11 protein-coding genes and 1 pseudogene are annotated in these 14,162 nt (G+C 44.3%); 5 read left to right on the top strand and 7 right to left on the bottom strand.

Going from position 1 to position 14,162, the window contains the following annotated elements; genetic code table 11:
• A pseudogene (locus V7D75_RS00665) lies at positions 1 to 1,215 on the top strand (excinuclease ABC subunit A); the annotation flags it as partial.
• Positions 1,216 to 1,341: 126 nt separating this feature from the next.
• On the opposite strand, the gene V7D75_RS00660 reads toward V7D75_RS00665, so the two are convergent.
• From V7D75_RS00660 to V7D75_RS00645, 4 genes are all read right to left on the bottom strand, one after another.
• Entirely contained in the window at positions 1,342 to 2,106 is a 765-nt protein-coding gene (locus V7D75_RS00660) for an SDR family oxidoreductase (RefSeq protein WP_333612986.1), read from the bottom strand.
• Between the two features lie 42 nt (positions 2,107 to 2,148).
• Complete coding sequence (locus tag V7D75_RS00655; protein WP_333612985.1) at positions 2,149 to 2,931, bottom strand: SDR family NAD(P)-dependent oxidoreductase; 783 nt, start codon at positions 2,929 to 2,931, stop codon at positions 2,149 to 2,151.
• Between the two features lie 3 nt (positions 2,932 to 2,934).
• Positions 2,935 to 3,954 carry an NADP-dependent oxidoreductase gene (locus V7D75_RS00650; protein ID WP_333612984.1) on the bottom strand — a complete coding sequence of 340 codons (1,020 nt, stop codon included), beginning with the start codon at positions 3,952 to 3,954 and terminating at the stop codon, positions 2,935 to 2,937.
• A gap of 220 nt (positions 3,955 to 4,174) precedes the next feature.
• Positions 4,175 to 5,980, bottom strand: a complete 1,806-nt coding sequence (locus V7D75_RS00645; RefSeq protein WP_333612983.1) for an acyl-CoA dehydrogenase — start codon at positions 5,978 to 5,980, stop codon at positions 4,175 to 4,177.
• A 201-nt stretch (positions 5,981 to 6,181) separates the two neighbouring features.
• Between V7D75_RS00645 and V7D75_RS00640 the strand changes: the two genes are divergently transcribed.
• On the top strand, positions 6,182 to 7,204 hold the full coding sequence (locus V7D75_RS00640; protein ID WP_333612982.1) for a GlxA family transcriptional regulator: 1,023 nt from the start codon (positions 6,182 to 6,184) through the stop codon (positions 7,202 to 7,204).
• Positions 7,205 to 7,426: 222 nt separating this feature from the next.
• Here V7D75_RS00640 and V7D75_RS00635 read toward each other — a convergent pair whose 3' ends face one another.
• The gene (locus tag V7D75_RS00635) at positions 7,427 to 8,650 is read right to left on the bottom strand and encodes an LD-carboxypeptidase (RefSeq protein WP_333612981.1); all 1,224 of its coding nucleotides are present in this window, start codon (positions 8,648 to 8,650) and stop codon (positions 7,427 to 7,429) included.
• Positions 8,651 to 8,910: 260 nt separating this feature from the next.
• Between V7D75_RS00635 and V7D75_RS00630 the strand changes: the two genes are divergently transcribed.
• Positions 8,911 to 9,363, top strand: a complete 453-nt coding sequence (locus V7D75_RS00630; RefSeq protein WP_333612980.1) for a YkvA family protein — start codon at positions 8,911 to 8,913, stop codon at positions 9,361 to 9,363.
• A gap of 118 nt (positions 9,364 to 9,481) precedes the next feature.
• Here the strand turns inward: V7D75_RS00630 and V7D75_RS00625 are convergent, their stop codons facing one another.
• Positions 9,482 to 9,787, bottom strand: coding sequence for a hypothetical protein (locus V7D75_RS00625; protein WP_333612979.1), 306 nt, complete (start codon positions 9,785 to 9,787; stop codon positions 9,482 to 9,484).
• Positions 9,788 to 9,844: 57 nt separating this feature from the next.
• The gene (locus V7D75_RS00620) at positions 9,845 to 10,342 is read right to left on the bottom strand and encodes a hypothetical protein (protein WP_442968892.1); all 498 of its coding nucleotides are present in this window, start codon (positions 10,340 to 10,342) and stop codon (positions 9,845 to 9,847) included.
• Between the two features lie 346 nt (positions 10,343 to 10,688).
• On the opposite strand from V7D75_RS00620, the gene dnaQ reads away from it, so the two are divergent.
• Positions 10,689 to 12,296: a DNA polymerase III subunit epsilon gene (gene dnaQ, locus V7D75_RS00615; RefSeq protein WP_333612977.1), complete on the top strand. Its 1,608-nt coding sequence runs from the start codon at positions 10,689 to 10,691 to the stop codon at positions 12,294 to 12,296.
• 180 nt (positions 12,297 to 12,476) lie between these two features.
• The gene (locus V7D75_RS00610; protein WP_333612976.1) at positions 12,477 to 14,159 is read left to right on the top strand and encodes a hypothetical protein; all 1,683 of its coding nucleotides are present in this window, start codon (positions 12,477 to 12,479) and stop codon (positions 14,157 to 14,159) included.
• The last annotated feature ends 3 nt before the right edge of the window (positions 14,160 to 14,162 follow it).

The following is a 14,162-nucleotide window of genomic DNA, read 5'->3' as shown; positions in this document are numbered from 1 at the left end:
ATTCGCCACGCCGATTGGATAGTCGATGTTGGACCAAAAGCGGGCAGTCATGGCGGTGAAATCATGTATAGCGGCCCTGTCGAAGGATTGCGAGATGTATCTATTTCTTACACAGGGCAATATCTTTTTAGTAAAGACACAGCAACTCAAAAGTTAAAAACCGAGCAACCAAGACGACCTACTCATTGGCTAAAACTTGCTAATATCGAGCGTAATAATTTACAAGGGCTAGATGTGGCATTTCCTTTAGGGGTATTAACCACAGTAACGGGCGTTTCAGGTTCGGGAAAATCGAGTTTGGTCAGTCAAGCGTTTGTTGAACTGGTCTACAATGCGCTTGGGCAAAAAACTGTGATTGAAGCGCCCACCGATGAAGCGGCTTTACTGGAGCAAGAACAAGAAACGCCAATAGGTGGAGAGATAGTCAGTGGTATGGAATATATAAAACGCTTAGTCACCGTTGACCAAAAAGCCATCGGGCGCACACCGCGCTCAAATCTGGCCACTTATACTGGACTGTTTGACCATGTGCGCAAATTATTTGCCACCACCAAAGAAGCAAAAGCAAGGCACTATGATGCCGGACGTTTTTCATTTAACGTTAAAAAAGGACGTTGCTCAAATTGCGAAGGCGTCGGTTTTGTCAGCGTTGAGCTACTATTTCTGCCGAGTGTTTACTCGCCTTGCCAAGTGTGCCATGGTCAGCGCTACAATGACGAAACCTTAGAAATTACTTATCAAGGTAAAAATATCGCTGAAGTACTCGATTTGACGGTCGAAGCGGCTTCTGAATTTTTCATTGATGATGCCCCAATCATGCGCGCCTTAGATGCCTTGCTAAAAGTTGGGCTTGGCTACCTAAGGCTTGGACAACCAGCGACCGAGTTGTCTGGTGGCGAAGCACAGCGCATCAAGCTTGCCACCGAACTGCAGCGTACCCAGCGCGGCGATACGCTGTACGTGCTCGATGAACCAACGACTGGCCTCCATCCTTCTGATGTCGCAATGCTGATGGCGCAGTTAAATGGGCTGGTTGCAACCGGTAATACAGTGATTATGGTTGAGCACGATATGCAAGTCGCGAGCAACAGCGATTGGATTATCGATATGGGCCCGGGTGCTGGCGATGAAGGTGGTCTTATTGTCGCCGCGGGCACGCCTAAAGAGGTGGCGAAATCCAAAAAAAGTCGCACTGCGCCTTTTTTATTGAGTTAGTATTAATATAGTAATGCAAGAAGTAAAATGGCTGAATAAAAATATCAATATAAAAAAACCGCATCACTATTAAAGTCATGCGGTTTTCTATTTTTAAACATCGGTTTTTTAAACATGCATTGCTAACTAAGCAAGCATACCACCATCGACGACCACCGTCGCACCCGTGGTATAACTTGAAGCGTCAGAGACTAGGTACAACACCGTGCCTGCCATCTCATCAGGATTAGCCACGCGCCCTAACGGAATGGCATGTAGCGCCATCTTTAAGACTTTATCATTGGTGGTTAAGGCCGAAGCAAACTTGGTATCGGTTAACCCTGGCAGCAGCGCATTAACGCGAATGTTTAAGGGACCACATTCTTTGGCAAAGGCTTTAGTCATGCTAATCACCGCCGCTTTAGTAATTGAATAGATACCTTGCTTATCACCCGCGACCAAGCCATTGACCGATGCCGTGTTTAAAATCACTCCGCCGCCCTGCTCGCGCATCATCTTACCCGCCGCCGTCGACATAAAGAAATAACCGCGAATATTGACCTCCACAGTTTTATCAAAAGCGGCTAAATCGGTATCTAGAATATGGCCATAGTAAGGATTTGCAGCAGCGTTATTGACCAAGATATCAATTTGACCGAATTCGCTTTTGATATGCTCAAAAATCGCCTCAATCTGCGCCATATCGCCGACATGGCAAGCAAAGGCACTGGCTTTATGACCATCAGCGATGATGCTATCCGCGACCGCTTGGCATGCGTCAATCTTACGGCTAGAGACAATCACATGCGCGCCTCTTGACGCTAATAAGCGCGCAATAGATTCGCCAATACCACGGCTAGCACCGGTAACCAAAGCAATCTTGCCTGTTAAATCAAATAAATCTTTCATCATTATTCCTTATATTTTTAAATATTTTAATAAATACTTTTGATGTTAAGCCAACATGCCGCCATCAAGGGTAAAGGCATGACCATTCATAAAGCTACTTTCATCACTCGCCAGCCATGCAATGGCGCCAGATACTTCATCGACATCTCCCAAACGGCGCATTGGGCTGGCTTTGATGGTCGCTTGCTGGGCGCGCTCGTCCATTTTTGCCATGGTATTACGCACCATCGGCGTATCGATAAAGCTTGGACAAACGGCATTGAAGCGAATATTGACGCGCGCATATTCATGAGCAGCAGATTTGGTCAGCCCCATTACGCCATGCTTAGCAGCGCTATAAGCTGACAATAAAGGCGCAGAACGCAAACCAGCAATGGAGGCCACATTAATCACATGACCACCGCCATTGGTCGCCATGCAAGCAACAGCAGCGCGCATACAATGCCAGACGCCTTTTAGATTAACCGCAATATTACGATCAAAATCCTCATCGCTTAGCTCGTGCATTGGCGCTGGCTTATGGTCAATACCGGCATTATTGATCACCACATCAAGACCACCAAGCGTTTCCATGGCAAAGACAAATAAGGCACGTACTTCATCGCCACTCGTCACGTCGACTTTTTTAAAGACGATACTGTTGCCCGCGTCTTGCCCTTGCTGAGCAACGCCTGCGCCCATCTCTTCTGCCAAATCGCCAATGACGACTCTCGCGCCGCGACTGGCGAGCAGTAGCGCACTGGCAGCGCCAATGCCAGACGCGCCGCCGGTGATTAAAATACGTTTACCAGTGACGTCTGATGCAATTCCATTTGTATTCAATGTCATGATTTATCCCTCTACTTTAAGTACCAGTTTGCCGAAGTTTTCACCTTTAAAGAGCATCATCAAGGTATCTGGGAACGTCTCGATACCTTTGACGATATGGTCTTTTACTTTAATATCGCCTGATTGAATCCAGCCAGCAATGTCTTTCATCGCCGTCGGGTATTCTTTGATATTATCAAAGACGACGATGCCTTCCATACGCGCACGGTTGACCAACAACGACAGATAATTTGATGGCCCTTTGACTTCTGTGGTGGTGTTATATTGGCTAATCGCACCGCAAATTACGATACGGGCATGCAAATTAATTTGCGTCAGCACATCATTTAAAATATCGCCACCGACGTTGTCAAAAAAGACATCGACGCCGTTTGGACAGGCCTGTTTTAAGCCTTTTTTCACATTTTCATTTTTATAATCTACCGCCGCATCAAAACCTAGCTCATCGACTAAAAATTTACACTTCTTAGCACCACCAGCGATACCGACGACGCGACAACCTTCGAGTTTGGCAATTTGCCCAACTAAGCTACCAACCGCGCCCGCAGCGCCAGAAATAACCACAGTCTCGCCAGCTTTTGGTGCGCCGGTTTTTAATAAACCAAAGTAGCCCGTCATGCCTGGCATACCGAGCACGCCCAAGTAATAAGACAATGGCGCAAGGCTTGGATCGACTTTATGTAGCCCTGTACCATCGCTGACTGCATAGGACTGCACGCCGTTATGACCTACGACATAATCGCCAACAGCAAACTTCTCATGCTTACTTTCAATGACTTTACCCACCGTTCCTGCACGCATTACCTCGCCAATCTGTACGGGCGGTATATAAGATTTTGCATCGTTTAGCCAACCACGCATTGCAGGATCCATCGAAATATATTCAATTTTTATCAGCAGCTCACCATCTGCGATAGTCGGCAGTTTTGACTCACTGTAATCCCAAGTCTCGGCACTCGGTGCGCCAACTGGTCTTGCTTTTAAGCGCCATTGTTTATTAATCTGTTTGTTATCAGCTGTCATTATTTATTCCTTTAAAATTGTATAAAAGTTATTGGTATCGTTTGCTCGAAAATCGTTTGTTTAAAATAAGATAAAGATAGTAAGGAGCGTTATGCTGGTATAATTCTTTCTCGCTTGCTGTGCGCTTTGCACTCCAGAGGCTTCGAAAAATTTATCCCAGCATCACTTTTAGCATCCTATTAATAGATATTGTTATGGTGAAAACTTACCAAACAGTCTCTTAAAACCATTCTGCTTGCATATTGGTACAGACCGCATTGTCATTATTTAGCAGCTCAATATCGCGATTGATTAACGGCAATTCCCAGTCGATAAAGTATTTTGCCGCTTGGATTTTGCCATGATAGAAGTTTTGCTTATCAACGTCGGCCGTATCATTTAATAGTTGTTCCGCTTTACTCGCTTGGCGAATCCAAATCCAACTGACCACGATAGAGGCAAAGATATTCATCAAGGCCTGCGCATTACCCGTCAGCGTTAGTGCTTTTTCCGTTTGCAGGATTTTACTTAAATGCACCAATACTTCATGCAAATGACCCATATAAGGCATCAATTTACCGGCAAGTTTGGCAGTCTCGGGTGTACTGATACTTTCTAAGTCTTGAGTAATTTCACGTTTTAAAATTTGAATACCAAGACCTTTGTTTTGCCATAACTTACGGAATGACAAATCTAGTGCCTGAACGCCATTTGTGCCTTCATGAATGGGATTGAGACGGTTATCACGCCAAAACTGCTCGGCTTGATATTCACGTGTATATCCTGCGCCGCCCAATACTTGGATACCTAAATCATTGGCTTTTGGACCGTATTCAGACGGCCATGCTTTTAGTACTGGCGTCAGCAGGTCTAGCAACTCTGTCAATTCATTTTTTAACGTGGCATCTTCACAGGTATTGATACGGTCAATCAGATTTGAGCCATATAGACAGAGTGAAATACCGCCCTCGCTATAGGCTTTTTGCGCCAGCAGCATGCGCTTAACGTCACCATGCTGAATGATTGCCGTTGCCGCATCTTCAGGCTTATTATTCGGTGCGATTCTGCCCTGCGTTCTGTCTTTGGCATAATCGAGCGAATACTGATAACCGCGATAGCCAATCATCGCTGCACCAAAGCCAACTGCGATACGCGCTTCGTTCATCATTTTGAACATATAGCGCAGGCCAAAATGCTCTTCACCGATAAGATAGCCGTGACAATCGCCTGCATCGCCAAAACTTAACGCCGTAGAAGTTGCGCCGCGATAGCCAAGTTTATGAATAAGTCCAGTTAAATGGACGTCATTACGCTCGCCGACTGATAAATCATCGTTTAAACGATACTTGGGTACGGCAAATAACGAAATACCTTTAACGCCAGCGGGTCCACCCGGCACTTTGGCTAATACCAAATGCACGATATTGTCAGACAGTTCGTGATCGCCTGCTGAGATATAAATCTTGCTGCCTTTGATACGGTATGATCCGTCTTCTTGTTTCACGGCAGTGGTTTTGATATCGGCAAGCGACGAGCCTGCATGTGGTTCTGTTAATGCCATGGTGCCAGTGAATTCACCGGTTAGCATACGCGGCATAAAGGCATTTTTAATCTCATCACTGGCGAAATGAGAAATGACATTAATCGCCGCCGTGGTTAAAAACGGATAAGCGGTGGTCGATGGGTTGGCTGCCATAAAATAGCCTGCTACCGCCGTCATCACGGTTTCGGGTAATTGCATGCCGCCATCGTCAAAACTATAACGACCCGCGATAAAGCCCGACTCGCGAAAGGCATCAAAAGCAACCTTTACGTCGTCTATCATGCTGACTTTTTTGCCGTCAAACTGCGGCTCGTTTTTATCCGCCACGGGGTTGTGCGGTAAAAACAAATCGGTGGCGATTTTATTGGCAGTGCCTAATACCGCATCAAAAGTTTCACGGCTATGTTCTACAAACTTTGCATGCTCGGTTAAATGCTCAACCCCCAATACATCGTAAAGTTGGAACGGTAATTCAAAGTCGTTGATCAGTGTATCTGCTGCCATAGTCATTTTCCTATTATGATAATGATAAATAAGCGGTGATGAATAAGTGATGCATTGATATTAATCTAATTTATCGCCTTACCGTATTGTCATTTATGACATAATTATGGTCAAATAAGACAAAAATGATAGGCAAATTTGGGAAAAACTGCTAATAAACTGACATTTTAAATACGTCTTTTCATAGGAAATTACACAATCATGCCCTACTTCAAACCTTTTAAAGTCATCATCGTTGGCTTCGATGGCGTGCTTGGCAGCGCTTTGACGGGCGCGTTAGATTTATTTTCGTTTACCGGAGTGAGTTGGCAGCGCTTTTTGGATGAAGAAGTAGAACCAAGGTTTAACGTGCAAATTGCCAGTCTTGGCGGCGTTGATATCAGATGTAGCAACCGCTTAATCATGCAAGCGCATGGCGATATTCAGGAAGTCACAGAGTGCGACTTACTATTAATTCCAACGATTGGCGATTCCATCGATAAAGTCTTGAGTCAAAATAGCGCTCTAATTCCGCACATTAAGCGACTGGCAAATACCAAAGCTGATATCGCCAGCAATTGCAGCGGCGCTTTCTTTTTAGCAAAGGCAGGCTTGCTCGATGGCAAAATAGCGACAACCCATTGGGGCTATGCCAGTAAGTTTAAGGCAGATTTTCCATTGGTTGATTTACAAGAAAACCAGTTTGTCACTCACTCAAAGAACCAATCAAAAGAACAATCTGGCAATATATTTTGTGCGGCGGGTGGTAGTGCATTTTACGACTTGGGGTTGTTATTAATCGAGCGTTATTGCGGGCGTGAAATTTCTACCCAAGTGGCAAAAACTCAGATTATTGATAGTAAACGCGGTAATCAAAACAGCTATACTAATGTGACATTGCATAAACCGCATGCAGACCAGCTGGTTCAGCAAGTACAAGAATTTATCGAGGAAAATTTTAGGCAAGCGATACAGGTGAACCAGTTAGCAGACATGGTCAATATCACCCCGCGCACGTTAAACAGACGCTTTCAAGCCGCCGTTACGATGCGCCCGATTGAATATATTCAAGCAGTGCGTATTGAGCAGGCAAAACGTCTATTAGAATCAGGCGATGTCACGATAAAATCGCTGGCGCAACAAGTCGGCTATGATGATATCTCGTCATTTACGCGGCTGTTTAAACGCGCGACTGAGCTGACCCCAAAAGAATATCAGGATAAGTTTTCGCGATTGGCGATTTAACTTGATAGTAGACTTTTTAGAAGTCATACGTGGCTGCAATAAATTTATCACAGCAACAATTTTTATATCATTCATTGGATATAAAAACGATACAGCGAGATGAAACGTTGTTTTTTGCAGCCTCTGTCGGCGTAGGCACAGCACGCAAGAAAAACAACGTTTCATTAAGCGACTTGATAGCTACGTATCTGATTTATTTGGATTCAACTATAGACCTAATTTTTATTGCCACAAGCCTTCGACATGAATCGCATCAGATCGAATCGTTGGATAATCGCTAAATACCAATTGATAGCCACCAACTGTATTGGCACTAATCTGACACCTCGCGCCAAGTGGAAAGCTGTGCTTTTGTCCAATATGACCAAAGCGCATGCCGCTATAAATCGGCAATCCTGTCAGCTGATGCAATTGACGAATCACGGTGGCGACATCATAACGCTTATCATAACTGTCCTCACCACTACCCGATAACGCACCAAATACAATCGCTTGCTGACCTTTAAACACCCTTGCCAAATACAAATCATATAGCATGCGCTCGATGCGGTAAGATTGCTCGCCGACGTCTTCTAAAAATACGATACCATCTTTGATCCGTGGTAAGTACTCACTCCCTGCCAGTGCCGATACTACGCTGAGATTGCCGCCCCAAATGGTGCCAGTTAAGGTTTTAGGTTCAGTGTTTGTCAAAATACTGGGTAAATTTACACTGGTTAAAGACGCATCTGCTATATTAATCGTCAAATTAGAATTGGTTAATGCTTCTACGAATTGGCGACAGCTGACTTGATCCGGTTTGGTTTTGCCAAACTCGCTATAAAGCATTGGCGCCGCAAGCGAGCTCATGCTACCTTTTGCCAGTAGCGCACACTGGATCGCCGTCACATCGCTAAAGCCCGCCAGTATCGTACCGCGCTCCTTCATAATACGCCCAAGCGTTGACCAATCCACCATTGGTAATACTCGCACTGCACCGTAGCCACCACGTACCCCAAGTAGCAGTTTAGGTGCTTTTATCGCACCCGTAGCGATGTTTTGCAAGTCACTGGCACGCTGCGAATCCGTACCCGCAAAGCGCAAATACTGCCGTTTGGTAATTGCCGGATTATCCACTTTAAAACCCGCGCAGGCTAAACGCTCTAACGCCAACTCATTACGTTCGTCACTACCACCGACATTAGAGCTAGCAAAAAGCCGCGTTTCAATCGTTGGGACGATACATCTTGCTTGCGCTGGTTGTGCCTCACCTTTAAAAGACAAATGCTCATCTGAAAACGCTGTTGGTAAATCATCCTTGGTAAGCTGCGTACCGCTATCTTGCTCAATAGCATTTGTAGCCAACGCCCGAGTGATATTTTGCGTCGCTAGAAGCCCTGCTCCGGCACCAATACCAACGTGACGTAAAAACTGGCGACGATTTAACTTGGATGATATCTTAGTCATGATGCTACCTTTTTTACCGTTTAATTGCTGCTTACCCTAGCAACCATTATTGAAACAAAGCGCGTATTATAACGCAGGTTGGGATACTATTTAGTACTCGAGCAGTATAGAACGCTTAAGTCAGGAGCATTTGGCATTTTAATAGACAACAAAACGATACAGAGTTACTTGCCGTCTTATTTGGCTACAGACCCGACTCTTGCTATAGTAAAACGCGTTGAACAACAAACAATAATGATAGATATAAAAGGATTATAAAGATGGCTGAGCAAGAAAGTGCAAAAGAGAAAGACAATAAAAGTCTGATCGATAGTATTAAAATCATCTTAGGTAAAGAAGATAAGCTGAAGGATCAAATCGAAAAAGAAAAAGGTCTTGAGAGTTATGCTAAGGATTTGCTACTGCTGATGAGCTTAGTCAAAGACTACTATAAAGGCAACTATCGCAATATCCCTTATAAAACCATTTCAGCAGCCGTCGTTGGTCTGCTTTACGTGATCAACCCTATCGATATCATTCCTGACTTTATCCCCTTTATCGGTCATATCGATGACGTCTTGGTGCTCAGATTTTGCCTGAAACTCATGGAAAAGGATTTGGCAAAATACAAAAGCTGGAAAGATGAACAAACAGTGTCGAAAGATGAAACTTCAAAGCCTAGCGATAAAAAGGTGGAGGATAAAAGTAAAAGCTTAAAGAAAACAGATAAATAATCTGGTAAGCAATTCTATAAAAAACACGGACAATGACGCATGCACTGACCGTGTTTTTTATAGGCCTAAAATAGAAACCTTTTAAATGTATTTAAGCACTCAGCCTTTTAATTTTTTATTAATCAGGCACATCATAGCTTGGCTTTTCTGGATTTAGACCAAACGAATACACAAAGGTTCCTATAAGGCTATTAATGATAATAAATGGCAAATCAATAGCGACATGGCCGAGTAAATAGCGACCGATGAGCCACGACACAATCAGCATAATTATGAAAAATGCGCCGAGATAGCCCAAGATAGTGGGATGTTTGAGATGATAAGGCTGCTCAGGTTTTGGCTTTTTATCCAGGATATAAGTTCTTACTGCCCAACCGGCCGCGTAACAAAATCCGCCTAACACCACATAACTAAAAAAATTCATATTGCCCGACTCTGATTAGAGGTTTATTTATCATAAATACTGCTTTATAAAGGCCAATTACATACTGTCATTGACGTTATCAAACACAATATTAGCGTGAGGATTGGCTAAGATATCGGTATTAACGTCATCACATTCGACGCGATAAATAGTATTGGCACCGCGATAAATATAAGACAAGTACTCACTATCTAGTAGCGGATCGATATTGGCATAAACAGGCTTCACATGCGCCAACACCAGCACTCTATCTGGACGACCAATCACCGCGTCGACATTATCAGGGTCGATAGAAAAATACGTCGGGATATCACTTTTTGCAAGCACTTCTAACGGTTCAGCGTCATCCCAAACGCGCTTAGCGCTGGCCGGCTCTTTCATTTGCATGACCCAGCCGCCGCCCTGTTGGCTGACTTTTATTTGCGCTGGCTCATCATGACTGACCGTGTAGCAGCCTGCAAATATGGATAAATCCGCTGGCGCCTCAGATTTTTTGGCATCAGCTGGCGTATTACTGTCATTACAGGCACTCAAAAACAGCGCGCTACTTGCCATTAGAGCGATCATTAAAGGCGTTAATTTTTTATTAAAAACACTCGAGCTTACGGACATCATCGATTTATCCTGCATTGGTACATAAAAGCTTATATTGTGCATATTGCGCTAAGGCATGCCCGTACAATCAAAGCTATTTTAACAGAAAACGGCAGCGTTACCGCTATGATATGTGCTTTTGCCCTTTTATGCTTTTTATTCCTAGCAGTCACTGATAGATAAGCGACCATAAACAAGCAAGATTTGTTATACTCAACCCTAAAATAGACGGTGCTAGCTTGCATAAAATCAACGCTAGAAACCCTCTTTGCTCGATGTTTATTACTTATTAGGCTCATACTTTTTTATGTCAGAAAACTCTATTTCAGCGCGTTCATTTAATACGAGCAATCCGCTTGCTGCCAAAGCAAATACGACGGTTGCTTATACCGACGGCGCTTGTAAAGGCAATCCAGGTGCTGGTGGTTGGGGCGCGCACTTAATATTTAGCGATGGGCAAACGCAGGATTTGTACGGCGGTGAAAAAGTAACCACCAATAATCGCATGGAGCTGATGGGTGCGATACAAGCATTGACCCATAGTCCGCGTGAGCAGACCCTTGAGATTTGGACAGATTCAAGCTATGTGAAAAAGGGTATCACCGAGTGGATTGAAGGCTGGAAAAAACGCGGCTGGAAAACGGTCAGCAAAAAACCGGTCGCCAATCAAGACCTTTGGCAACGATTAGACGCGCTTTGCCAGCAGCGCGATGTCGCTTGGCACTGGGTGAAAGGTCACGCCGGACACGCAGGCAATGAAAAAGCGGACGAGCTAGCAAACTTGGGCGTGACGTCTAGCAGTGAAGATTTGAAAACGGCTAGCTTGCAAGATGCGGCTAAAAAAAAAGACCGACTGATGGCTGATAATAAACAGAGTCTGAGCGATGATTGGTTAAAGTTTGATCCATTAGGCTTTGATATGATAGATGATGAGCTTGATGAGTCGCTATTAGATAGTCGAAATCTTACTGACGATATGGTAAATACAATATCAAATACAATGGCAAACACAGATATGTTAGTAGAAGAGAATCACAGTCCGTATAATGCTAGTGAACCCATGAGAAATACTGTTATGTCAGATATAGATACGAATATGGATACTGAAGTAGAAACTAAAACGGAAGCTCGCATAGAAGACACGGACACACCGATATTCGATGGTGACACCAGCCGAGCCAATCCGCATTTTATACCCTTGCTACCCAAACCTATCCACCGTTATGAATCTGACCGCCAGCTTATTATGGATACGGAGACCACAGGTCTTGATCCAATGAAGGGCGACCGCATTATTGAGGTCGGTATCGTAGAGTTAGTCGGGCGTAAATTTACTGGGGAAAAACTGCACGTCTACATCAATCCGCAGCGCGGTATGGATGAGGAAGTGATTCGTATTCACGGAATCTCTGAGGCGTTTTTAACCGATAAACCAACCTTCGATCAAGTGGCTCAATCGCTGTACGACTTTATGGACGGTGCCGAAATCATCGCTCATAACGCTACCTTTGATATGAACTTCTTAAATATGGAGTTTGCCAAAGTTGGCATGCACGACTTTGCTGAACGCGTACGGGTGACTGACTCACTGATGATGGCAAAACAGCAATATCCGGGGCAAAAAAATACCCTAGATGCTCTGGTTCGCCGCCTAGATGTCGGTAAGCAAGACCGTACTTTCCACGGCGCGTTACTTGACTCGGAGATTTTGGCGGAAGTTTATCTGGCGATGACCGGCGGGCAAGTCACGCTGGCGATTGAGGAAGATACCCAAGCCGATGGCGGACATACTGCCCATGCAAACTTTGCCGATTTGGCAGCTTTATTGCTCGAGTCAAGCAGTAATGAGAGCGCCAATCAAAGCTGGTATGCGTCGCTTGCGGACGATTATCCTGCGCTTAAAGATAAAATGTAATCCGTGAAGCATAAGTCATTAAAACGGTTTTTTATATGGACATAACGCCTTATACTGACCGTTAAGTAAGTAAATCTTGATTGTTATGCCGATAAGCGTTAAAACCTTATTTATAGACATTTTCGAATGCTCATCTAAACCTTTGCTATTTTCATCAGTACGTCATGGAAAAAAACAACTATGAATCCTTCTACACAAATGAAATTAACTGCCCCGACCTTGAGTGTGACTGATTTTAACCTACCATCGCTGCATTTATTGCACGATGAAATTAAGGTTATTTTAAAAGATACTGAAATTCATTTGGGCGAATTTAATGATGATGATAGCCAAGCGCCTTTATTATTAGACTCCATTATTGTCCTAAAACAGCTGTCTTGTATTTTTCAGCTGATATCTTCGGTCGGGGCAGAAGTGCTCAATAACGCCATCGTCAATGGCTTGCAAAAACTTTATGACAGCCGTGATAATAATGATAATGCTTTAATTATGGATTTATCAGAAGCCATTATGACGCTTGATCGTTATATTGAATTTATTTTGCTGACCGAATCGGTAGAGCCGACTTTACTCCTGCCTATCATCAATAAACTCAATGCTCATGGGCAAGCAGCACCGATCGATGCCGATTATTTTGCCGCGTTTGGTCATAGCAGCGTCATTATTGCCAACCCAGAAAACAATTTTCAACCGCTTAACGAGCTCAATCTTGATAGCGAATTATTAACTTATGCTTATCGTAGTGGACTTGGCGTTGCCTTATTAAATCAAGACGGTAAGGTAAGCGAGGATGAGCAGCAAAAGCTCGATGCGATGTCGGCAGCGTGCGCCTTGATAGCAGCAAATACCAACAGCCTGTTTTGGCAAGCAGCCACCGCTGCCGTTACGGATATTGCCAGCATTTTGCCGCTAAGCTTAAGCCAAAAACACACGCTTATTTATTTAGAGCAGCAGTTTCAAAGCTATCTGCCAGTAATGGACACGCGCTTTGCGCACTTGGTCAGCTTTGCTTGCCAGCGCGATACCAAAGAAGCTCAAACGCTGCGTGAACTATATGCCGCCAATCAATTGGAAGACTCACAGCGCAAACAAATGGCGCAGTTCTTATTTGGACCCAATCGTGCTTTAACCGATACCTTAAACACCATTATTCAAGCGCAAATTAACACCATCAAAGAAAATGTCGATAGCTACGCACGCGGTGATTCTATCAACCCTGTCGATATGCAAACCTCGCAAATTACCGAGCAGCTGACTGAGCTGCGTTCAGCTTTTCAGTTATTAGGTCTGGCAAATGCTGCAAACAGTCTCAATGCTGCCGCAGAAGCGGTGAAAAAATGGCGCGCGCCTACCCCAGAAGATTTTGACCATTTATTACTCGCTTTGATGCACGCAGAAAACGCCACTATCGCCATGGCAGAGATGCATACTCCAGGGGCAATCTATTTACCTTTGAATAATCCGCATATCTCATTGCATCAGCTGAATACTGCCTATGATACCTTGATACAAGAAAGTCGTACGGCGATTGCCAGCGCCGAACAAGCGATCACCGATTATTTGGCTGAGCCTGAGCGCGACGTATTAAATATTCAAAATATTCCTGAAATGCTGCGTCAAGTGTCAGGTGCGGTGCGCTTTTTACAGCTGCCAACACCCGCCAGTATGCTTAGCCAATTGGCAAGTTATTTACAGCAGCGTATCACTAATGGCTCACGTCTAGATGATGGCACTTTGGCTTATATTGCCGATGTCATTATGGCCGTTGACCATCATTTAGATGGCTTTGAAAACAATCGCCCGGTCAGTAAGCAAGCGTTAGATGTCGGGCAACAAAGCTTAAGCCAACTGCTTGCGGCGTAATTT

The sequence above is a fragment of the Psychrobacter sp. genome, from assembly GCF_036731945.1.
Classification (GTDB): domain Bacteria; phylum Pseudomonadota; class Gammaproteobacteria; order Pseudomonadales; family Moraxellaceae; genus Psychrobacter.
Note: the sequence above shows the minus strand (reverse complement) of the source record. Positions and strands in the feature narration are given on the sequence as shown.